The following is a 20,713-nucleotide window of genomic DNA, read 5'->3' as shown; positions in this document are numbered from 1 at the left end:
GAGCTATCCGGACAGGACCGGGAACGAGGGATGGTCGGCGAGGGCGGGTCGATGACGAGTCTGGCACAGGACCTGACGAGTGCGGGCATGATCCGTGACAGCATGTGCGGCGGCCTGAAGGCGGAAGTCTTCGTCGACCTCGCGAGCGTCGAAGCGCTCTGGCGCGGCATGGAGACCGCGCCGGATGCCCTCGCGACGCCGTATCAGCGCTTCGACTGGGTCGCCTCCTTCGTACGAGGGCTCGAGGTGCAGGATCGCCTGCGCGTCCTCGTGCTGCGAGATGAGGCCGGGCGGCCGGCGATGCTGCTGCCGCTGCTGCTCTCGCGGATGCGCGGGCTCACAGTCGCGCGGGTCGCGGGCGCCAAGCACGCGAACTACCACATGCCGCTCTATGCCTCGCGACAGGCGGCGGGGCTGTTCGCAGAGGAGGTCGAGGCCGCGCTTGTAGCGGCGGGCCGCGAAGCGGGAATCGATGCCTATGCCCTCGACCACCAGCCACGCTTCTGGGACGGCATCGCCAACCCACTGAGCACCAAGGGCGCCCCCTGCGCCAGCGACGCCTATGGCCTCATGCTCGGCCCCGACGCCGAAGCCACGGTGAAACGCGCCTTCAGCGGCGACGCCCGCAAGAAGCTTCGCGCCAAGGAGCGCAAACTCGTCGAGGCACTCGGCCCCGTGGACTACGTCCAGGCGACGACCCCCGAGACCATCGTCGCGATCCTCGATGCCTTCTACGAACAGAAGCGCTCGCGCTTCACCATGATGGGCATCGCCAACCCTTACGCCGACGACGATGTCAGACGCTTCATTGCCGCCGCCACCGCTCCGGGCCAAGCGCGCCCGGCGATCGAGCTGCACGCGCTGATCGCAAAGAATGACGGGCGCGTGCTCGCGACCTTCGGCGGCGCCATCAACGACAACCGCTTCAGCGGGATGTGGACCTCGTTCGACCCCGATCCCGAGATCGGTCGCTTCAGCCCCGGCGACCTGCTGCTGCACCACCTGATCAACCAGCAGACCAGTGCCGGGCGCCGCGCCTTCGACCTCGGCGTCGGCGAGGCGCGCTACAAGTCCAGCATCTGCGACGAAACCATCGAGCTCGTCGAGGTGCTGATCCCGGTGACCCTGCGCGGGCACCTCTTCGCGCAAGCGACGGACGCGGCCTTGCGACTGAAGCGCCGCATCAAGCGTTCGCCGCGCCTGTGGCAGGCGGTGAGCCGCCTGCGGGCACTGCGGCGTTCATAAAGTCTCAGGCCGACAGGCGCAGCTCCATCTGCGTCTCGGCTGCTTCAGCGAGCGGGCCTCGGGCAACGAGCACCTGTCCCGCGCCGGCCTCGGTAGCGAGGCCGTACAGGGCAACGAGGCCGGCATCGTCCGGCTCGGCGTCGGAGGCGATCACCACCGAGTCCATGCAGGCCGAAAGAGCGGAGACCAGATCGTCGGCTGGCTCGGCCGTCGGCGCGACGAGGCGGCAAATCACCCAGTCATAGGCCTGCACCATGGCGTTGAGGGCGATGGCGAGGCCGTGCGGCTCGTCGAGCAGCACCGATCGGTCGGCGAGGCCAGTACGGATCGCATGGTGACGCGAGCCCGCGACGCGGTGGATCACGTCGAGGAAGGCGGCCTCGCCGACGACGAGATCGGTCAAGCCCGGCTGGCCACGGCCGGTCGGCTCGCCGCCGACATCCACGAGCAGGGTCGAGGCGCGGGGCGCGAGGGCACGGACGAGACCGGAGGCGAGGCCGTCCGTGACAGCGGCCGGCTCGGTGGTCTCGATCACGAGAACACAGCGGCCACCCTGGCTGGTCGTCGTGTCGAGCCGGTCGATCAGGGCCTGCAGGGCGTAGCGGTCGTCCTGTGCCGCGGCGGGCTGAGCCTGCGGACGCGCCTCGCCGGTGCGCGGAGCGGGTGCCTCGGCGACGAGCCGCGGAAAGGCGGCCTGGGCGGCGACCGGTGCTTCGAAGCTGCCGAAGGCGGGAACGATGCGGGGCGGCTCACGGCGACCCCGGGGCGGCATCGGCTCGGGATAGTCGTTGCGGTCGGCGGCGCGCCCCATCGGGCTTGACGGGTCACGGCCCGGACCGCCTGGGGCGGCCTGCCAGTCGAGGTGATCCTCCGGCGTGGCGAGCAGGTGGCGGCCGAGCACGGCGGCGATGGCGAGCATCAGCGTCAGGATCGAGGCGAAGCCGACGATCGGGATTTTCTTCGGGAAGGAGGGCAGCTCCGGCACCATCGCCCGCGACACGATCCGGGCATCGGCCGGCGTCGCGCTCTCGCCATCGCGCGCGGCAGCCTCGCGATAGCGCGAGAGGTAGGATTCGAGCTGCTCGCGCTGCACCTTGGCCTCGCGCTCCAGGGCGCGGAGCTGGATCTCGCTGGAATTGCCCTTGGCGACGACGTCGCTCTGGCCCTGTACCGCAACCTGGAGGCTGTCGACGCGGGCACCGGCGATCTTGGCGTCGTTCTCCAGCGTGCGCACGATGCGCTCGGCGGCGGCCTTGATCTGGGCGTCGAGATCCTCGACCTGCGCAGTCAGCTCCTTGATGCGCGGATGCGCCGGAAGCAGCGTCCGGGATTCGAGGGCGAGCTGGGCGCGCAGCGTCATCCGGCTCTCGACCGTGCGGCGGATCAGCTCGTTGTTGGCGACATCGGGGATCTCGAAGGCGCGGCCTTCCTTGATCATCTCCTTGAGCACCTTCACGCGACCGCTGAGGTCGGCCTTGATGGTGCGGGCCTGCGAGAGCTGGCTCGACAATTCGCCGAGCTGCTGGCCGCTCAGCGAAGTGCCGGAGGTGTTGGCCGAGCCGATCAGACCGTTCTTGGCGCGGTAGGCTTCGACCTTCGCCTCGGCGTCGGCGACGCGCGCGCGGAGGGTGTCAATGTTGCTGCCGAGCCAAGTCGACGCATAGCGCGCGGTGTCGACCTTCGCGGCCTCGAGCGAGGCGATGTAGAGTTCGGAAATGGTGTTCGCGGCCCTGGCGGCGAGTTCCGGATCGCCCGACTTGAATTCGACCTGCAGGATACGGGATTTGCCGGCCGGGTAGACCAGCAGCCGGTCGAAATAGGTGTCGAGAACGCGATCCTCGGGCTTCGCGTCGAGGGCCGGCTTGCTCAGGCCCGCCAGCATCAGCAGGCGCCGGATCGGGCCGGGCTCGCCGGCCGTCGGATCGAATTCGGGATTGCCGACGAGACCGAGCCTGCGCACCGCCTGCCGGGCGAGGTCGCGCGACATCACCACCTGGACCTGGCTCGCCACGGCCTGCTCGTCGATCGGCTGAGCCTGGTCGCCGCGTTCGGTCGCTGTGCGAGCGAAGGACGGGTCCCGGGTCTCGAGCAGGATCTTGGATTCCGCCGTGTAGCGAGGAGGGACGACCTGCACGAAGACGCCCGCGCCGGCCGCGACCAGCACGGTCGGGATCAGGATCCAGGCCCAGGACCGCCTCAGGATCGGGGCGACCTGCGACAGCGTCAGCCCGTCCCGCGCCGAGGGCGGATAGGCCAAGTGCGGCGAGGGATCGATGGTCGAGGAGCGACGAGGCATGGCAACCGTCTTTACGCAAGGCAAGACTTCGGGAGCCCGGAGGCCCGCTTAACCAATAAGGCTCACCATGGTTTACTGACAGTTAAGCCCGCTCATTATGACTGCCTGCGCAAGCAGGACGTCAGCTTTCATTAACCATATCGCCGTAAAGCCGGGTCAGTCATTTCGTAACGACGGCGTATCGCATGAACCGGCGAGCACTGATCCTGGCTCTCGCGTCCACGCTGGCGCTCGGAGGCTGCCTGCGCCCGGACTTCCGGACGAATGAGCTCGACTCCACCGGCACCGGCTCCATCGCCGCCCACTACACGCTTTCGGCGGGCGACAAGCTGCGCATCATCGTTTTCGGTCAGGACAATCTCTCGAATATCTACGCCGTCGATGGCGGTGGCCGCGTGGCGCTGCCGCTGGTCGGGACCGTCCAGGTCGGCGGCCAGACGACCGCGCAGGCCGCGCGGCTGATCGAGAGCAGGCTTTCGAACGGCTTCCTGCGCGAGCCGCATGTGACCGTCGAAATCGACGCCTACCGGCCGTTCTACATCCTCGGCGAGGTCACGACCTCGGGTCAGTACCAGTACGTCAACGGCATGACGGTGGAGACGGCGGTTGCCATCGCTGCCGGCTTCGGGGCGAGGGCGGCGCGGGATTACGCCGTGCTGACGCGCGAGGGGCCGGGCGGCCTCGTCAACGGCATCGTGCCGATGAGCTATCCCGTGCGTCCGGGCGACACCATCGTGATCAAGGAGCGCTTCTTCTAGGAGCCTTCGCCAACTGGACCCGGTCGACCGCGCGAAGCATAAAGGACACGCAATCGAATCGGGGGAAAGCGTCGATGGATGAGGCGGTTGTCGAGACCGAGCCGAAGGGCGAGCTCACCGTCCGCACCATCGCAATGCCCGCCGACACCAACGCCAACGGCGATATCTTCGGTGGCTGGGTTCTCTCACAGATGGACCAGGCCGGCGGCATCGCCGGCGTCGACCGCGCGCAGGGCAGGGTGGTTACAGTTGCCCTCGACGCGATGACCTTCATCCGCCCGGTGCATGTGGGCGACGTACTCTGCGTCTATACGCGCATCGGTCGCGTCGGCCGCACCTCGATGACGATCGAGGTCGAGGCCTGGGCCCGTCGCTTCCGCACGCAGGTTCGCGAAAAGGTCACCGCGGCGACCTTCGTGTTCGTCGCGATCGATGATGAGGGGAAGCCGCGGCCGCTCCCAGCCTGAATCAGCAGAACCGTCGGAGTGTTCGCGCCGATCGTCGCCGCTCCGGACGCCTTTGGCTGATGCTGACGCCTCACGTTGCGGGCCAGCCGAGCCAATCCAGCCTACCGCAAACCAGGGCAACGCCCAGCAAAAAGGGCCGGGAGATCCCGGCCCTTCGCAAGTGCAGTGAGTACCGCCGCGCTCAGCGACCGCCAGCGGAACCGCCGGATGTTCCCGTGCCACTCGCACCGCTCGAGGCCGGTGAGCCGCCGGTCGTGCCCTTCATACCGGTGCCCGCACCGTTGCTGCTCCCCGTAGCCCGTCCGTTGCCCGGCACATTACCCGGCTCGGAGGTGGAGGACTTCGTCGTGGAACCGCCCGTGACGTTGCCGCCTGACCCGTTGCCGCCGGGGGCGCCTTGGGCCCAGGCCGCGCTGGTCAGAGCAAGAGCGAGCGAGGCGGCGGCTGCGATGGTCGTGATCCGCATGGTGCGTTTCTCCTGAATGGGTTGGTTGCCCTGGAGAACCACGCCGATTGTGGATTGTTCACGGCGACGAACAGCGTGGAGGCCAGCCCGAGACACCGTCGCCGTCACGCCGATGAACATGGGAAACCGAATGCCTTCCCGACCGTTCGTCCCGTGGACATGAGGAGATGAGCGATGGATCGCGAGCGCGACCGGGATAGTGCGGAAGAGTTGATCGAGGAGCACGACGACAAAGTCGGGCGGAGCGAGCCCGAGAGAGAACGGCCTGGCCAGGACGATGCCGCGAGCCGTCCGGTCGACGGGCAGAAGCTGCAGTCCGAAGAGACCCGCAAGCCCGAGCCCAAACCGGCTCCGAGTTCCAATCCGGGGCCGTTCGCGCCGCATTGATCTGAGCCGGCGCGGCAGGTTCTCATACCGACCGTGCCGGCCCGTACGACGACTCAGCGGCTACCTGTCATCCTTGCCCTCATCGTCGGCAGGCTTCGATCGGGGCACGGTGACGTTCCGATCAGCCTCTAGGGCCCGGTCGCTCTGGACCTTCTGCGGCCCGCTGCGGACGGGGGTGTGCAGCCCAGGATGCTGCTGCTCGACATTCGTGTCTCCGTCCTCGGTGCGCCTCACGGTATCAGTCTTGGGCTGGGTCAAGGATGGCTCCTCTAATGGTAGCGGGCCTGGCAGCCCTCGGCTTACCAACGGAAACCCAGCAGGCCAGAGCCGGTTCGCCTTGAGCGACCGGTAAGCGGCGTCCGTCAAAGGCAATGCCGGTGAACGCGCACAAAAAAGCCCGGCTCGGCGGGTGCCGGCCGGGCCATCGCACTCAAGAAAGCTGACTCATTCGCAGACGCGGACTCGGCGGAAATAGACGTCGCCGTAGGGATCGATGATGCGGCGACGCTCGAAGTGGCAGACCGGGCCGACATCTTCCTCGACATAGACGGGACGGGGCGCACGATAGACCGGCCGTCCGGGATAATAGGCGTCGTTCGACGCGGCGATGGCACCGCCGACGGCTAGGCCGCCGAGCACGCCGAGGGCTGCGGCACCGCCGGCACTGATACCGTCGCGAGCGTGTGCCGCCGGCGCGAGAACCGTGAGGCTCCCGAAGATCAGGGCCGTCGCGATCGTCTTTTTCATAATCTTACCTTGCCTTCAAACCGGGAGCGCCTCTCGGTCTTTCCAGCATCGGACTTGGATCTGGTTTTGCGGCGAATCTTCGGCCGGTCGAACTCGGCTGAAGCAACGCCGCGACACCGATTGCAACGCAGCCGCCTGCCTTCGCCGCGTGCGTCGGGCTGTCCGGCACAATGTCGATTGTTCGAAGAAGGATTGGCTCCCCGAGCAGATGTAAAATAGCGGAGCAAGTTCAGGCACCTGCCTCCCGCACCCGCTCTTCGAGCACCCATTGACGCGCAAGGGTTATTTTCGCCTCCGCCCGCACCCGCGACGGCGCTCAACTGACAGGCTCATGCGCGGTCCGCATCATCGCATCGTTCGTGAAGGGTTCCGCGATGTTGTTGCCGGTGACCCGACGCCAGACGCAACGGGTTAGCATTGTTCAACCCGCTCGACGGCAGCTTGCGAAGCCGTGCCAGCGCGCTGATCCTTCAACACGCGTTCCCAATCGATGCAATCACCGACTGCGCGAGCCACATGTCTCGGCTACTTCCCAGGAGACCTTCGTTGAGCTCCTAGGCGAACCACCGCGACGCACGGCCGTCGACGGCTCACTTTTTGTGACTTGTGGTAAAAAACACCGCTCAAGCGCTCTTACGTCACTTGTGTGACGTGGCTCGGCTGTGGGCATGTGTGCTCACGTTTGTGAATGCGCGAACCGGAGCCAAACCATCCATGCCCGCGCTTGGCAGTCTATGTTTCTTCAACAATAAAGGAGGCGTCGGAAAAACGACGCTTGCATGCAATATTGCATCTTACCTTTCCGAGACACAGAACATAACAGTACTACTCGTCGATGCAGACCCGCAATGTAACGCCACACAATTAGTCTTGCCAGACGAAACCACTGAGAATCTATACGGGTCGACTACTAATTCTTCGGGAATCGATTCGCTAAAACAAGTTCTGCTTCCTCTGTTGAGAGGCGATGCATCCCTTGAAACGTCTCACAAGATTGCCGGGCCGGAATCGAACCGGTTTGGTATTTCTGTACTGCCTGGGCATCCACATGTTGCGCTTATCGAAGATCGTTTGAGCACGAACTGGAGCCTTTTCTTAGGGGGAGACCTTGGCGGAGCACGAGTATCGAACTGGAATACTCAACTTCTAAGCCATATTAAACAACAATATGATCTAGTTATTTATGACGTAGGCCCAAGTCTTGGAGCACTAAATCGATCGATACTTATTGGCGTTGATTGCTTCATGGCGCCAATGGGCTGCGATATATTTAGCTTGATCGGCATCGACAACATAGCGGAATGGATCAAGCAGTGGCAAAATAATTACAACGACGCCTATGCAAGGATGAAAACTATGCATGGCGACGTTACTAAAGATTTCGGCAAAGAAATTAGACCTGACGCATCAAAGATGGCTCGCTTTGCCGGGTATACGGTCCAACAATATATAACTAAGACAATTAGAAATGAAAAACGCGCTACTGGGGCATACGAAAAAATACTAGCTCAGATACCAGAAGAGATAGCCAGGAGCTTGGGCCAGTTCATCGCTGCGCCTTTAAATAACGATGACGTCCATCTCGGCGATGTGCCACACATGTTCAGCTTGGTCCCGCTTGCGCAAACAGCGCATGCCCCGATCCATAAACTTACCCGAGCCGATGGATTGTCGGGCGGCCAGTTTCAGCAACAGGCTCAATACAAAGATTTCATCAAAGCACTAGCAGAAACATTAATGAAAAATCTTCGCCGGAGCGCGGAGCTTCGAAATGATTAGTTGGCCGGAAGATTTGGTCCGGGACATCGCGGCTAGACAATCTGTATTGTTTCTAGGAGCTGGGGTATCTCGCAATGCCGCAAATGCGCAAGGTCAGCATCCCCGCGGATGGATAGATTTTCTAAGTCATCTTGCGTCTCTGATAACAAATATAGGTCATAAACGCGAAGTAGAAGCCTGTATTACGGAAGGCGACATGCTTACAGCTTGCGAACTCGCCCGCAAGCATTTGTCAGGATCAGTTTTTCGGACGGAGATTTTGCGGGAGTTCCTGAGTAACGGATATCGCCCCGCAAAAATTCATGACGATCTGTCTCGAGTGGATTCGAGATTAGTTATGACCACCAATTTCGACAAACTATATGAAAACAGGGCAAATGCACTTCAAGACAACACCGTCTTAGTCAAAAACTATTATGACAGAGATGTGGCTGATGTTTTCAGGCGGCAGGATCGTGTTGTGCTCAAAATTCACGGTACGATTGACTCACCTGAACAGACTATTTTCACAAGATCTCAATATGCGCTGGCGCGGCGTGATTACGGCCATTTTTATCAGCTGATGCGCGGACTTTTTGTTACACACACCTTTGTGTTTCTCGGCGCATCGATGCGCGATCCAGATATACAACTATTACTTGAAGACCACGCGTATCGATTTGAGGGCACACGACCCCATTACATCGTAATGCCCGAGGATGCAGCCCGCGCTGGATCCCTTCGTGTCCTGGAGGAGACGATGAATTTGAGTGCGCTGCTGTATGATCCATCAAGCCACCATCAAGCCTTAGCGGACTCAGTGGCCGCTTTGGTGACCAAGGTGGAGGTTGCTCGCGAAGAAATCGCAGCAACGGCAGGGTGGTAGCCGTGAGTAGCCAGATCTTCTCCCACGTTGAACTAGCGCCGTCCTCTTGGCAGCAGTCGGCCTTGCAGACAGATTGCAAGCTGCATCAGCTTGCGCCTTATATCGGCAAGTTAAAACCGAATATAGCCCGTCATTTGCTAAGTAACTTTACCAACAGAGGCGATACAATTCTTGACTGCTTCGCTGGGTCTGGAACGATACCCTTAGAAGCGGCGCTATTAGGTCGAAAAGTTTTGGCATTTGACAGTAACCCGTACGCAATAAATTTGACGCGCGCCAAACTCGAAGCGCCTAGAACGCTTATTTTAGCAAACGAGCGATTGAAGCAGACACTTGATGCTTCTAAGCGCCGTATGCGTTACGACGAGAGCCAGATACCCGAATGGGTACGTAAATTTTTTCATCCGGAAACACTTCAGAATGCTCTGAGGTTTTGCGACGAGTGCATCGAAAGGTCAGATAACTTTCTGTTAGCATGTTTGCTAAGCGTGCTTCATCATCAGCGGCCAGGATTTTTATCTTATCCAAGCAGCCATCTCGTGCCTTACCTTCGCGACCGCAAGTACTCGCGCGAAGAATTCCCAGATATGTACACTGAACGAGATTTAGAGCCAAGGCTTTCTGCAAAGATTACTCGAACCTACAGAGATCTTGAACCGGCAAATCGTGATAACGTGATCACTATAGAGCAAATTAGCGTTGAAAAGCTGAAGCTTGACCGAGAAGTTGATGCTATTGTTACGAGCCCGCCCTACATGAACGCGCTCGATTACATTCGCGACAACCGGCTCAGAATGTGGTTTCTTGACCGCAATACACAAAATTACTCGCCCGAGCCAACTGACAAAGCCAACAGGTTCGATGATATGACCGCGGCATTTGCCGACAATGCCTTCAAATTTTTACGGTCTGGCGGCCGTTGTATATTAGTCGTTGGCGAAACAGTGTCGCGCAAACGTATGACGAGCCATCCGGCTGAGCGGCTCTATCAGAGGCTCCTTAAGCAACATCCAGATTTACGTTTGGAACATGTTATTCAAGATAACATTCCGGATGTCAGACGTTCCCGCAAGTCTGGTGCTGCCACCAAAAGAGAGCTGATCCTTGTATTGCAAAAAGCGGGATAAAATCACCGGGCGATGAGTTGGATCAGCGGAGCAAGTTGCCTCAGAACAAGAAATCGCCCCGAGACCTGAGTCTCGGGGCGCTGATCGGACGTGAAGGGATAAGCGATATCTTTTATGCCGGCATCTGAATGGACGCGGCTTTGGCGCTTTGTCCGAACGGATCGCCGGCTTGGCCGTCCGGATATTTGCGCTGGAAAACGGGCTCGCTGACGAGCTGCACGCTGGTCGTGGTCTGGCCTTCGGGGGTCTGCGAACAGGTAACCGACCACACCCGCAGCTGCTGGGTGTCGACGCGGCCGAAGGCCATCGGAGAGCGAACGGTTACCTTGTCACCGAGCTCCCAGAGATCCGTCGTGCCGGGCTTGAACCAGCCGTGGTGCGTCACCGTGCAACGCAGCGTGTCGAGCAGGATCTGCTGCGCATATGCGTCGGTCGCGATCTTATTTTCCTGCGGGTTGAGAGGCTGATCAGCGAGAACCCGAGCCGTCAGACCACTGCCAGGTCCGCCATTAATCTGTGCCGTCGATGCGACCTCGGCCGCCGTCCGGCCGGACATCCCGTCCGAGCCAGGCGTCTGTGCAACGCCCAGCAATTTATCCATCCAAGGCTGCTCGATGTAGCAGTTGCAGGAGAGGATGTTGCGGCCCTCTTCCAAGGTAGCGCCGGAGCCGCCATCGGGCACGCCGCCGACGAGGTCGCCGTTTGCCGCGGCCGTGAGGATGATCCCGCGGGCACGTGCGAGGCGTCTCAGGAAATGCCAGTCCGTTTCTCCATGGGACGGAATGACGTTGGGGAACGGCAGGTTGGCACCGTCTGGCGGGTTCACCATCCGGAAGCTGACACCGTACTTCTGCGCCACCTTCCTGGCGATCGCGTCGAAGGCATAGCCTCGATACTGGCCCGGATCGGCGCTCGCCTGCTGGATGTTTCCCGCGGCTGAGAGGCCGGTGATCTGTACGCCGTGCCGGTTGGCATCGTAGCCGACCTGCCGGATCTTGATGAACCCGTTCTCGATGACGCGGCGGCCGGCGAGATCGATGTTGACGCGATCGCCCGGGACGAGTTTGAGCGCGGCTTTGGCGGCGCTCGGCTCGGCGCAGCTCAAGGCGAAGTGGCGAAGCGGCTCGGTATCATCGCAGGTGTAGGATACCGCGACGGTCAGCCAGTTCGAGAAGATGCCGCCGGCCGCGTAGACCTGGCAGACGAGATCGGGATCGGGCATCGCAGCTTGGCCTAGAGGTTGGACATCTCGGACGATCGGTGGCGCGAGACGGTGACGCCGCGAAACAGGCCGTCCATGTCGTGCGAAATCCTGGTGCCCGGGGATGCGCCCTCGAGCTTGATATGCAGGGTACCCTGGCCGCCAGAGGCATCCGACCCCGCTGTCGGCGCTCCCCCACTCGGGGTACCGGAGCCGTAGAAGCGCTTCATCAGGCTGGCGCCGGGGTCAGTCGACCATGGCTTGGTCTGCTCGAAGCCATCGCCCATCACGTGACCAGGGACGCTTTTGTCGCCGGCCATGGATTTGGGCTTGAGCACGCGCGGCGCGCCGTTGGGGAAGAAGCCGCCATCGTCGCCTGAGGCCGTGGGTCCCTGCTGCGTAGGGCCGACCCGCATGGCGTTCTGCACGGCGCCTGCGCGATGATTGATGACGGCAGGGCCTTCGAACTCCCTGGTGATCGTGTTCGTATGCTCGGCGCCACCACCGCTCATCAAAATGCGCTTGGTGTTCGGATAACTGCCGGACATGGCTTCGTGCGCCATGTAGCGCATCTGCCCCTCGGCCGAGTTGCGGGCGTAGCCGTTTTTCTCCAGCCACTTCACCATATGCGACCGGCGAGCACCCTTGTAGTCGCCCCAGCCTTTTGGGTCGCGCGCGCCATAGATGCCGTATCCGGTACCGCCGTCATGTGTCTTGTTCGGATCGAGCCCCGACTCCATCGTGGCCTGGCCGACGAGATGGGCCGCGGCCTGCCTCAGGTTCGCTTCCGGTACGCCTTCACGACGAAGCTGATCCATCGCGTAGGCCATCATGTCGCCGGTGCGGGCCGCCCGCGAATTTCCTCGGCCTGTTCCACGCGGCGTGTTGGCCGTGGTCTGGCCACCGGTCGCGCCCGCGCTGCTGCTCCCAAACGGGATTCCTTGAAAGCCGCCGCCGTTCTCGGGGGCGTCAGATGATCTCGAAGCGCGGGATGTACCGCCTCGGCCAAAAACCGACCCGGAGCTGCCACCATAGCCGCCGCCGACGAAAGGCGACCCGCCGTATGCGGCTTTCTGGATCAGAGACTTCACGCCGTCTGATCCGTCAAAGCTGGACGGGCTGACACTGGCCCCGCCTTGTTCGCGAAGTTTCTGGAGCTCGTCGGCGACCCGCTTGAGCTCGTCGACCATCCGGTCATGCTTGCGTTGGTATTCGCTGCTGCGGGGGCCAGCCTCGAGCAGCTCGAGCTGCCGCTGGACCTGGCTGCGCCGACCTTCGAGCTTCTCACGCGATACTGCGGCGGGCGCCTTACCAATCGAGCCGAAGCCGAGATCCGTTGCCTGATCGAGCGCTTTCAATGCGTCGAGCGGATGACCGGATCGAAGCTTCTCAGCCGCGTCGGCGATACCGCCCATCGTCTTGACGGCGCCCTCGAGCAACGGCGTTAAGGCCCAGATCTTGGCTTTTCCGAGCGCGGCATCCCACCGCCCCACCATATCCTCAAATTCTCGCGCAGCCTTTTGTGCCTCGGGACCGATCGTCCCGACCTGCCCGCGTATTTCTTGCAGCTTTTTTGCAGCATCGTTCCCGTATTCCTGTATGATACGGTCGATATCTTCGGTGCCGAAGAACATCGTCAAAACACGACGGCGCGCTTCGATGTTGCTGATTTTCGGAAGCCCTTCGAAGAGTTTGTTCATCATCTCTTCGGCAGACTTGGCGCTCCTCAAATCGTCCAACAGCCAGCGCAAATTCATGTTGGGCAGCGACTGGATGGCTTCGCTGTACCCGCGCTTAAGCTGGGCCGCCGCACGGGAAAAATTATCGGCCGCACTAAGCATCGTGGTGCCGGCAATGCCGACGCGGCCACCCATGTTTTCCAGGGCGCGTAGGCTCTCGACGGTCAAGCCGGTCTGCTTAGACAGGATTTCTAGCGACTGCGTGCTCTTGGAGAAGTCCCGCAACGCGCTGCCAGCCGCCGCCAGTGACAGCGCAGCACCGCCGCCGGCGAGGCCGAGCGCGGACAGCGGAGCTGCCATTCCGGAGATCGCCGTGTTCGTGGTTCCCAGCACCGCTCGGAACCCCTCCCACTCCTTGCGCATCGCCGCAGCGCCGTCGCGGCCCTGGTTGCTGGTGCGCTTGAGCGCGCCCTCGACTTTGCCGAGCGGGCCAGTGACCTGGTCGTCGAGTTTGGCGACAAGGCGTAGGGTATCGTCGGACACGATCGATCCGTCTCAGTTAGTGGGGAGGGCTGCCGGCGCTCGCCAGGTCAGTCGTCATCATCACCGCGGCGGTCAGCCTCGGCCGCGAGCCCCGCCATCCTTGCCTCGATGTACGCGAGGTCGCCGGCGGAGAGCTGGTCTGGCGGCAGGCTGAACGGCCAACTCCTGTTCCAGAGCAGGCCATGCCGGATGATTTGGTCGATACGCGCCGTCAGGCCGCCGCCTGGCTGAAAAAACGGTTCAGGCGGACCGAGAGCGCGATGATGTCGGCGCCCGCAATCTTGTCGAGCAGGGGAGGCGCGATGCCGGCGAGCTGGCCGACAAGCCCGCGCACCTGGTCCTCGGCAAGGCCAGTGAGCAGACCAAACCGGAATACCTCCTTCGCGGTCGGCTCTTGAAGGATGAGAACGGCTGTCGTCTCCTGCCCATCGTCGATCGGCCTCGAGAGAGGGAATTCGTACGGCCACTTCGTGATCTGGGGCGCCTGCATAGCCTTGAGGCAGTCGGGGATGCTGGCATTGATAGGATCGGCCACGGGAGGTCTCCTATGAGGTGCCCTGCAAGGGCACAGGGGTGCATTTCCGGAGCCGTACAACGGCCCGGATTAGGGGGCGGCCGGTAGGCCGCGATCGGTGAAAGATGCTGGTCGACGGCCGTCAGGCAGCCGCAGCTCCGCGCAGATGCCGGGCCGGTTTAGCGACACACAGCGAGGCAGATTTTACTTCTGACGAGAGTTTTCGATCGGCGCCGGCGATATCGCTCCGTTCGACGAAGTCTATTTGTTAGAGGCTCTTACGCTCAGCGCCGGCGATGCTCGGCCGGCGAAAGTGGGGGCCGGTCATAAACAACAACCCCGGTTCGAAAAATTCTCAGAGGGTGAACCCGTGCGGTCCGAATTCCCCTTGGGCGGCCACCCCCCTGGGAAGGACCCTGGAATTCAGAGCGCGTCACCGAACAGCTCAAGCATGCGCTCGCGATTGGCTTGCTGCGCCGCTTCAACGGACGGCCAGAGGCGCTTCAGGTGCGGCATCAGCCGATCCGTCCGCTTCAGGATATCGCGCACCTCTGCAGGTGGCATCGAACCCGCTGGGCGATCGAACGGCGACGCTGAATAGAGGATGCCTATCGCGAGCTTCTGGTCGAGCTCGTCGAGTTCCTCAAGCTTGAAGGTGTCTTGGGTCATTCTCCACCTCGATGCAGGGACGCAGACGACCCTCTAGGCTCGGCGGTCTCCCGCCCGCCGATCCCGGTCTCTATTCCGTCAACGGAAATCGGTTGTGTCAGCGCCGGCCGAGCGCACGCTGCGCTTCCTTTGCCCCACGAGACACCTCCTTGGAGAAGCTCGGCTGATCGTGGAGTTTGCGCGCACCAGGCTTGCCCTGCCGCTCCCGCAGTGCCCTCCTGAACTCGCGGACCGACGTACCATAATCGACATGACGTCGGCCGAAGTTCGATAGGCCAGCGGCGCGGGCGAGCTCCATGATCGTCGAAGATCGGACCCGGTCCGCCTCGACGGCAGCGCGTACCGTGGCCTTGCGTGACCCACGGCCCGAGCGAGCGGTATCGTCATCCTCTTCGTCGTCCCCGGCTTCGACCAGGATCTCGCCCATATCGTCGTCGCTGCCCGCATCGGTCGCAGGCTCTTCCAGCGTTTGGGCGGTGTTGTCAGCCTCACTCTGATCTTCCGGATTCGCGTCGTCGCGGCTCTTGCCAGCTCGCTTCAAAAGAGCCCGAGCTTCCTCTGCAGCGGCCATCGCTTGGCGGCTGGTTGCGGAAGGGTGATTACGGTTCGGCATAGTCGTACTCCTGCAGGTACAAACGAGATCGAATGTTCAGCGTGCGGCCGGCGGCCAGAAGGGAGCATCGTCCCAGGCGAGGCCTGGCAGCGTTACCGACTTGTCGAGGGGTGGCACGTCGATGCCGGCAGAACCTGCGATGTAGACTTGGCGCTGGCGGATCTCCTGACGCAGCCCAGCGCCGTGGCCACTGACATGCATCGCTGGGCCGCCGTCGTCCCGATCGCCGCCGCGATCGCGGTCACTCTCGGCGCGGATCACCGAGTGCACCACCGTGCCATCCTCCTCGACCGTCACGACATGCGGACGCATCTCGTAGCGGCTGGCCTCCGCTGGCCGCCCGCGGAAGGCATCCGGGTTCAGCTGCTCGCCAGTGGCTGGCAAGTCGGCGTTGGCGAGGCTGACGATCGCTCGCAGCTCCGCGAGCCGCCTCATGATCGCAGCCACCTTGCCGGCCATCGGGCCGTACTCGTCGCGCATCAAGCGCTCGGCTTCCGCTGCGGCCTTTTTGCCTGCAGCATAGCGGCGTAGGCGCTCCGGCTCCTTTGCGGCCTCACGTGCCGCAGCGTCCGAAATCTTGCGCTCGGCTGCTTCGATCACGGCGGCGGCTCGCTCGACGCGAATACGAGCGGCGCCAATCTCCGCATCCTTCTTTGTGATGGATTCAACGCTGGCGCTGGCCAGCATGCGTGTCCGGTCGGTCGCAAGACGTGACGCGGCGGTCTGAGCGGCGGCGTGTTCCTCGCGCCACCGGGTCAGGTCGTGATCATTCTGGATGTTCGTCGGCAGTGGCGCGGCCGGCCGATCGACGCGGAAGACTGTCGGGTGCATGTAGCCTCGATGGATCTGAAGAATGCGGCCCGCGCATAGCTTGACCCTCCGCGACCCGAAGGTCGGCGCGAGGCAGGGAGCCGTGCTTTCCGGTGTTCGAGGGGGCCGCTTGCCCCGTCACGAAGCGCCTCGCGCTATCCCGTGCCGGCATGGAGTGCCGGAAGTCCGAATCGGTAAAGGGGCGGCTGCCCGAGCCGGATGAGGCGCGCATGCACGCCCTCGGCCGACGCACCCGCAGCCGGGGTCCGGCTTCGGGCAGCCTAGCCGCACCCTCCAGGCAACCAACCGGCCAGGCGCGGATCGAAATTTCGTCTGAGGAGCACTGGCGCGTGCGGTCTAATCGCTACCGATCGCGCGTTATGCGGCAGACAAGCCTGCTCGGTTTACTTCCGACAAGGAACATTATCGGAAGCAATCATACAGCGGCCGGCGCGTGAAAGAGGGCGCAGAAACACGAACGCCCCGCAGCCGGTGTCCGCCAGAGCGGGGCGCTCGTCAGGTCGACATGTCGTCGGGAGGGAAGTTGCCGCCGCGGCGCTCGAGGCGCGGGTGATCCACCCTCGAAGGAGGGGCCTGGTGGCTGGGATCTGCGGGCGGTGATGGCAGGCGTGCGCTTGTCGCGTCTTCGTCGAGCCCGTGCCAACCGGGCGGCGACGTGCCTGCGTTACGAAAAAGCCCCGCGGCGATCGCCAGCGGGGCTTCAGAGACCTTGTGGTCCGCATTGAGGTATACGCAAGCCGTTTTCCGCTATCAAGCGGACGGCTAGGCGGTCTCGAGTTCGACCGCGGGCGGCGGCACCGATCGCCGGGTGCTGACCGGTGCACCCCGCTTGGCAGGGGCCCTGCGCGCCCGCTGTGCAGATCCTTCGTGCACCACCGGAGGAGGGCTCGCCAGGCGCTCCAGGATGCGCCGAGGCTTGCTGCCGTCGACGTTACCCGCCCAAGGCCGCTGGGCGGCCGCCGGCGGCAACACCGCGATCGTCTCAAGCTTGCCCTTCAGCTCGTGCGCCAGCAGGTCGAGGGCCGCCCACCAAGCCGCGTAGGTCGCCCGCTCGAGCAGGATGGTCTGCGGGTTATCCCAGTCGATGCAGCAATAGGCGCCGTTCGGGTACCGGTTCGCGCCGACGGCGCCGCAGCGCTCCTCGACCAGGTGCGGTCGCAGGATCCCGGCCGCGTCGGCGCGCATCTCCGTCCGGAGCATGCAGATGATCGGCTTGCCGGTCTTGCCGACGACCGCGGCGGGGAGGGGCGAGTTGACGAAGGTCGGCCGGGCGCTGAGCCTCGCCTGAATCTGAACGGTGGCGGCCAGCTGCGACATCGCCCGGCCGATCGCCGCGTGTTCGTTCTGGCCCGGTGGGAGATTGGTCAGGAGGCCGAGATCGCCTTCGAAGCGATGCTCGGCGAAGCGCGCGAGCTCGAGCACGGCCGCCTCGACGATCAGCGCGTCCGGATGCGGCTCGCCCATCGCCGCCGGCATGCCGGGCTCGCGGCTGAAGTTCTCCACGCGTACGCCGAGGTCGGCATGCCGGAACATCGGCGATACGGGTGAGAAGCCGAGGCGCGGGCCCCGGTCGTCGTCACGGCGCTTCGTCAGCTCGTGGCGGAAGGCCCAGCTCAGCACGTCCTCAATGTCGAGCGGCCGCTTCGTCGAAAGGCCGGGCTTCCGTCTGGACGCTGGCGCCGCGTGGGTCCGGACTTGGCGCACGCCGGCTGCGTGGTGCGCGCCTGGTCGAGCATAGCCTCTGTGTTGAGAGATCGAAGTCGAGGCGATCAAGGATGAAACCCCCAAGGTGATGCACCTGGAGATCTTCGTGTCGCCAGTCTGCAGATCAGCGGTCCGACGCTACCTGCGTCATTGTCAATGGATATTGTGCCGGTGTGAGAAGACAGGGGGATATCTTGAACACCATGTCCTAGGTGTCCTAATTCGAGTCCAACTTAGGACAGCTCTAAATGCTTGATTTCATTGACGATGTCCCAAGTGTCCTAAGTGTCCTATTGAAAGTTGAAGTGCGACCATTTGCAGAAAATCGGCGGCAGGTAGCAGAGGGCTTAGCAAGCGGCCTCATCCTCATTTCACGCACGCGCGTACGCGAGGGAAAACATAGGACACTTAGGACACTTAGGACATCGTCTGTAATTTCATAGATTTACGGCGGTCCTAAGTGGAACTTGTCATAGGACACTTAGGACACCTCAATCGACATGGCCGGGATCGTCCACAGGCGAATCCTCGTCGTCACCCCAGAGGACCTTCTGCCCGACCGCCTTTTCGAAGGCTGTGCGACAGTCCAACAGGCTGGGCAACGCGTAGAACCACACGCGCCGTCGACCGACATCTATATCTTCGTAGCGACGGATCCGATTGAGGACCGGGACTAGCTTGTTAAGCTTCTTCCCGAAAACAATCTCCGAGCTCTTGTTCTTCAATCCTCGTCGCTCGGAGGCCGCGAAGTAATCGTCGCGCATCTCGTCGACGCCGATCTCGTGCGGCCAGTGATCGAGCTTGCTGGTCGGCGAGCCGGACATCAGCCGATCGAGCCACCAGGCGTCGACGTCGCGCAGCGAATGGATTTTCTGCTCGAGCAACGCGTCGGTGCGAGGCACATGTCGAATGTCGACCCGTGATAGGTCGAACGTCAGAAGGTCGTGCAGCAGGGCCTCGCGGCCGCCGTTGCGCAGCTCGGCATCCATCTCAGCGAAGTAGGCACTGTTCTGGGCAACGCGCGGATTGACGTCGAGGACGCAGTAGCGCCGGCCGTCCTTGCCGACGGGCACCACGAAGTCCTCGTTCGAGGTCATCAGCACGCGGACATAGTTTCGTAGGCTGATCGGATCGACGCCCTTCGATTCGATCATCTGCTCGCCGGCTGTGATCAAGCCCTTGAGGCGACCCTCGGCCGTTTTGTCCCCCGTCCAGACCGCCTCGTCTGCCTGAAGGAGGAGGCAGGAGGCCATGTGGGCGTTGAATTGGCCGGTCAGGTAGCGCGGCGAGTCGATCAGGAAGTAGTGGCTCGGGATCAGCGAGCCGAAGACTTCGCCGATCTTGGTCTTGCCCGAGCCCTCGCCGCCGCGGAGGATGATCGAATTGCCGATACGCTCGCGTGGCCATTGCAGGATGTGTGCGAACCACGCGAAGACCCAGAGGTAGAGCTGCTCGTCCCCATTGCAGACGTTGTTCAGCAGGTGGTCGCGGAAGGTCGCGTACGAGCCGCCACGCTTCGGCGCGCAGCTCCAGCCGCGCCAGAGATTGTAATAGCCCGGCGTGCCGCCGGCCTGGCTCGGATCCGGGTTCCGATCCGGATGGAACTCGACGCCGTCGTACTGCCGGCGCTGGCGATCGCCGAGCCAGCGCTTGGCCCAGGACATCTTTTTCACGTCCTTGGCCTCGGGATCCCAGGCCTCGGTGAAGAGGTTCAGCGACCACTGCCGGAAGGCCTCGAGTGTGAGGAAGCGGATGCGCTGATTGACCGGCGCGTCCGCCTTCTCGCGAATGATAACCGCCTTCGAACCGACGAGCAGGAAGGCGAACTCGTCGTTCATCAGGTCGAGGCTGTAGCCGCCGGCGTCGATGTCGACGTCCTCGGGCCTGCGCGCCTTCTTCTTCGACTTCTTGGCCTGAGAGAGGAGTGTGACCGCCGCCGTCATGCGGTTCCCTCGATCGGCGTGCACAGGAGGGTCGATGCCTGCGGGGCGGCCTCTCTCAGCAGCTCCATCCACGCGCCCTCATGCTCGGGACGCGTTTCGACGATCAGCATGTTGAAACCGAGCGCCGCGCCGGCGGCCGCGGTGACGTACGCCTCGTGCACGATGTCGGACGCGATGATCGCGATCGAGGAGACCTGCGCCGCCATTCGCCGAACGGACTTGCGATGGAAGCCGGCCGGTCCGAGTGCACGATCGGTGTCGTCCGCGAGGAGGGCGACGAACGGGCGGCCCTTGATGGCGTCGAAGCGACCAGCATTCTGGGCGACGAGCAGGAAGCCGACCAGACCATTCGCCATGGCACCGTAGATCGGACGCAGATGGGGAGCGCCGGTGCGCGCGAGCTGCTGCAGACGTGCTTGCGAAATCGACGTCTCGACCCGGCAGGGGCCATACCCAGCGAAAACGCCGCCCGCTGGCGACACCTGGTGGCTTCGGCTATGATCTGTACCGCGTTGGGTTCGCATCGAGCGCATCTTTCTCCGCCGCTTCCGGCTGCACCCGGGGCGGCGGTTCTCGTTTCGGGGACCGGTTCAGCGCGGCTGATCAGGCTCCTGCAGCCAAGGGGCGATCCAGAGCGCTAGCCCGCGAGCCCATCGGAGGATCCGCTTCGCGACACCCGTCCGCACTCCAAACGCCAGCGGTCGTGTCGCAGGCGGCGATGAGGGCTGTGACGGCTCGAAATTCATCGCGGGCTTGCTCCATGGCGCGAGCGTCGCGCGCGGCTTGTCTCAGGCGGTCCATCTCTTCGGACCGGATCGATCGCGCTTCCTGGTGCCAGATCCCGCGGATGCGGCGATCGGGCAGGCCGGTTGCACGCGA

The 20,713-nt window shown here is 63.1% G+C and carries 20 protein-coding genes; 7 read left to right on the top strand and 13 right to left on the bottom strand.

All coding sequences use genetic code 11. The annotated features are described in order from the left end of the window. The first annotated feature begins 51 nt into the window (after positions 1–51). Complete coding sequence (locus MGN01_RS02205; RefSeq protein ID WP_147044956.1) at positions 52–1,245, top strand: GNAT family N-acetyltransferase; 1,194 nt, start codon at positions 52–54, stop codon at positions 1,243–1,245. A gap of 4 nt (positions 1,246–1,249) precedes the next feature. Here MGN01_RS02205 and MGN01_RS02200 read toward each other — a convergent pair whose 3' ends face one another. Next, on the bottom strand, positions 1,250–3,541 hold the full coding sequence (locus MGN01_RS02200; RefSeq protein ID WP_147044955.1) for a GumC family protein: 2,292 nt from the start codon (positions 3,539–3,541) through the stop codon (positions 1,250–1,252). A 185-nt stretch (positions 3,542–3,726) separates the two neighbouring features. Here MGN01_RS02200 and MGN01_RS02195 point away from each other — a divergent pair, with 185 nt between their 5' ends. Next, complete coding sequence (locus tag MGN01_RS02195) at positions 3,727–4,299, top strand: polysaccharide biosynthesis/export family protein (RefSeq protein ID WP_147044954.1); 573 nt, start codon at positions 3,727–3,729, stop codon at positions 4,297–4,299. 74 nt (positions 4,300–4,373) lie between these two features. Then, a complete protein-coding gene (locus MGN01_RS02190; protein ID WP_147044953.1) occupies positions 4,374–4,766 on the top strand; it encodes an acyl-CoA thioesterase in 393 nt (130 codons plus the stop codon). Positions 4,767–4,947: 181 nt separating this feature from the next. Here the strand turns inward: MGN01_RS02190 and MGN01_RS02185 are convergent, their stop codons facing one another. Then, positions 4,948–5,232 (bottom strand): hypothetical protein, encoded by a 285-nt coding sequence (locus MGN01_RS02185; protein WP_147044952.1) that lies wholly within the window; start codon positions 5,230–5,232, stop codon positions 4,948–4,950. Positions 5,233–5,406: 174 nt separating this feature from the next. Here MGN01_RS02185 and MGN01_RS02180 point away from each other — a divergent pair, with 174 nt between their 5' ends. Further along, the gene (locus MGN01_RS02180) at positions 5,407–5,619 is read left to right on the top strand and encodes a hypothetical protein (protein WP_147044951.1); all 213 of its coding nucleotides are present in this window, start codon (positions 5,407–5,409) and stop codon (positions 5,617–5,619) included. A 60-nt stretch (positions 5,620–5,679) separates the two neighbouring features. Here the strand turns inward: MGN01_RS02180 and MGN01_RS02175 are convergent, their stop codons facing one another. Both MGN01_RS02175 and MGN01_RS02170 read right to left on the bottom strand, forming a co-directional pair. Next, positions 5,680–5,877: a hypothetical protein gene (locus MGN01_RS02175; protein ID WP_147044950.1), complete on the bottom strand. Its 198-nt coding sequence runs from the start codon at positions 5,875–5,877 to the stop codon at positions 5,680–5,682. 186 nt (positions 5,878–6,063) lie between these two features. Further along, positions 6,064–6,366 carry a hypothetical protein gene (locus MGN01_RS02170; RefSeq protein WP_147044949.1) on the bottom strand — a complete coding sequence of 101 codons (303 nt, stop codon included), beginning with the start codon at positions 6,364–6,366 and terminating at the stop codon, positions 6,064–6,066. 714 nt (positions 6,367–7,080) lie between these two features. Between MGN01_RS02170 and MGN01_RS02165 the strand changes: the two genes are divergently transcribed. The 3 genes from MGN01_RS02165 to MGN01_RS02155 are packed head-to-tail and all read left to right on the top strand — an operon-like array spanning position 7,081 to position 10,137. Beyond that, entirely contained in the window at positions 7,081–8,145 is a 1,065-nt protein-coding gene (locus tag MGN01_RS02165; protein WP_147044948.1) for a ParA family protein, read from the top strand. Beyond that, positions 8,138–9,010 (top strand): SIR2 family protein, encoded by an 873-nt coding sequence (locus tag MGN01_RS02160; protein WP_147044947.1) that lies wholly within the window; start codon positions 8,138–8,140, stop codon positions 9,008–9,010. Before MGN01_RS02165 ends, MGN01_RS02160 begins: the two co-directional genes overlap by 8 nt. Positions 9,011–9,012: 2 nt before the next feature. After that, on the top strand, positions 9,013–10,137 hold the full coding sequence (locus MGN01_RS02155) for a DNA methyltransferase (RefSeq protein ID WP_170245822.1): 1,125 nt from the start codon (positions 9,013–9,015) through the stop codon (positions 10,135–10,137). Positions 10,138–10,249: 112 nt separating this feature from the next. On the opposite strand, the gene MGN01_RS02150 is transcribed toward MGN01_RS02155, so the two are convergent. The 9 genes from MGN01_RS02150 to MGN01_RS02110 form a co-directional block, all read right to left on the bottom strand. Continuing rightward, positions 10,250–11,359 (bottom strand): hypothetical protein, encoded by a 1,110-nt coding sequence (locus tag MGN01_RS02150; RefSeq protein WP_147044945.1) that lies wholly within the window; start codon positions 11,357–11,359, stop codon positions 10,250–10,252. 11 nt (positions 11,360–11,370) lie between these two features. Further along, positions 11,371–13,560: a phage tail tip lysozyme gene (locus MGN01_RS02145; RefSeq protein WP_147044944.1), complete on the bottom strand. Its 2,190-nt coding sequence runs from the start codon at positions 13,558–13,560 to the stop codon at positions 11,371–11,373. A 211-nt stretch (positions 13,561–13,771) separates the two neighbouring features. After that, the gene (locus tag MGN01_RS02140) at positions 13,772–14,095 is read right to left on the bottom strand and encodes a phage tail assembly protein (RefSeq protein ID WP_147044943.1); all 324 of its coding nucleotides are present in this window, start codon (positions 14,093–14,095) and stop codon (positions 13,772–13,774) included. Positions 14,096–14,497: 402 nt separating this feature from the next. Further along, positions 14,498–14,743 carry a hypothetical protein gene (locus MGN01_RS02135; RefSeq protein WP_147044942.1) on the bottom strand — a complete coding sequence of 82 codons (246 nt, stop codon included), beginning with the start codon at positions 14,741–14,743 and terminating at the stop codon, positions 14,498–14,500. 97 nt (positions 14,744–14,840) lie between these two features. Continuing rightward, the gene (locus MGN01_RS02130) at positions 14,841–15,284 is read right to left on the bottom strand and encodes a hypothetical protein (RefSeq protein WP_147044941.1); all 444 of its coding nucleotides are present in this window, start codon (positions 15,282–15,284) and stop codon (positions 14,841–14,843) included. A 108-nt stretch (positions 15,285–15,392) separates the two neighbouring features. Continuing rightward, complete coding sequence (locus tag MGN01_RS02125; RefSeq protein WP_147044940.1) at positions 15,393–16,187, bottom strand: hypothetical protein; 795 nt, start codon at positions 16,185–16,187, stop codon at positions 15,393–15,395. A gap of 762 nt (positions 16,188–16,949) precedes the next feature. Continuing rightward, complete coding sequence (locus MGN01_RS02120) at positions 16,950–17,807, bottom strand: hypothetical protein (RefSeq protein WP_147044939.1); 858 nt, start codon at positions 17,805–17,807, stop codon at positions 16,950–16,952. Positions 17,808–18,382: 575 nt separating this feature from the next. Further along, positions 18,383–19,834, bottom strand: coding sequence for a primase-helicase family protein (locus MGN01_RS02115; protein ID WP_147044938.1), 1,452 nt, complete (start codon positions 19,832–19,834; stop codon positions 18,383–18,385). After that, positions 19,831–20,316: a hypothetical protein gene (locus tag MGN01_RS02110; RefSeq protein WP_147044937.1), complete on the bottom strand. Its 486-nt coding sequence runs from the start codon at positions 20,314–20,316 to the stop codon at positions 19,831–19,833. Before MGN01_RS02110 ends, MGN01_RS02115 begins: the two co-directional genes overlap by 4 nt. Positions 20,317–20,713: the final 397 nt, after the last annotated feature.

The organism is Methylobacterium gnaphalii, from assembly GCF_007992215.1.
Classification (GTDB): domain Bacteria; phylum Pseudomonadota; class Alphaproteobacteria; order Rhizobiales; family Beijerinckiaceae; genus Methylobacterium; species Methylobacterium gnaphalii.
Note: the sequence above shows the minus strand (reverse complement) of the source record. Positions and strands in the feature narration are given on the sequence as shown.

Coding starts and splice junctions, on each gene's coding strand:
- MGN01_RS02205 (WP_147044956.1), top strand. CDS start 52: ATGACGAGTCTGGCACAGGACCTGACGAGTGCGGGCATGATCCGTGAC.
- MGN01_RS02200 (WP_147044955.1), bottom strand. CDS start 3,541: ATGCCTCGTCGCTCCTCGACCATCGATCCCTCGCCGCACTTGGCCTAT.
- MGN01_RS02195 (WP_147044954.1), top strand. CDS start 3,727: ATGAACCGGCGAGCACTGATCCTGGCTCTCGCGTCCACGCTGGCGCTC.
- MGN01_RS02190 (WP_147044953.1), top strand. CDS start 4,374: ATGGATGAGGCGGTTGTCGAGACCGAGCCGAAGGGCGAGCTCACCGTC.
- MGN01_RS02185 (WP_147044952.1), bottom strand. CDS start 5,232: ATGCGGATCACGACCATCGCAGCCGCCGCCTCGCTCGCTCTTGCTCTG.
- MGN01_RS02180 (WP_147044951.1), top strand. CDS start 5,407: ATGGATCGCGAGCGCGACCGGGATAGTGCGGAAGAGTTGATCGAGGAG.
- MGN01_RS02170 (WP_147044949.1), bottom strand. CDS start 6,366: ATGAAAAAGACGATCGCGACGGCCCTGATCTTCGGGAGCCTCACGGTT.
- MGN01_RS02165 (WP_147044948.1), top strand. CDS start 7,081: ATGCCCGCGCTTGGCAGTCTATGTTTCTTCAACAATAAAGGAGGCGTC.
- MGN01_RS02160 (WP_147044947.1), top strand. CDS start 8,138: ATGATTAGTTGGCCGGAAGATTTGGTCCGGGACATCGCGGCTAGACAA.
- MGN01_RS02150 (WP_147044945.1), bottom strand. CDS start 11,359: ATGCCCGATCCCGATCTCGTCTGCCAGGTCTACGCGGCCGGCGGCATC.
- MGN01_RS02135 (WP_147044942.1), bottom strand. CDS start 14,743: ATGACCCAAGACACCTTCAAGCTTGAGGAACTCGACGAGCTCGACCAG.
- MGN01_RS02125 (WP_147044940.1), bottom strand. CDS start 16,187: ATGCACCCGACAGTCTTCCGCGTCGATCGGCCGGCCGCGCCACTGCCG.
- MGN01_RS02115 (WP_147044938.1), bottom strand. CDS start 19,834: ATGACGGCGGCGGTCACACTCCTCTCTCAGGCCAAGAAGTCGAAGAAG.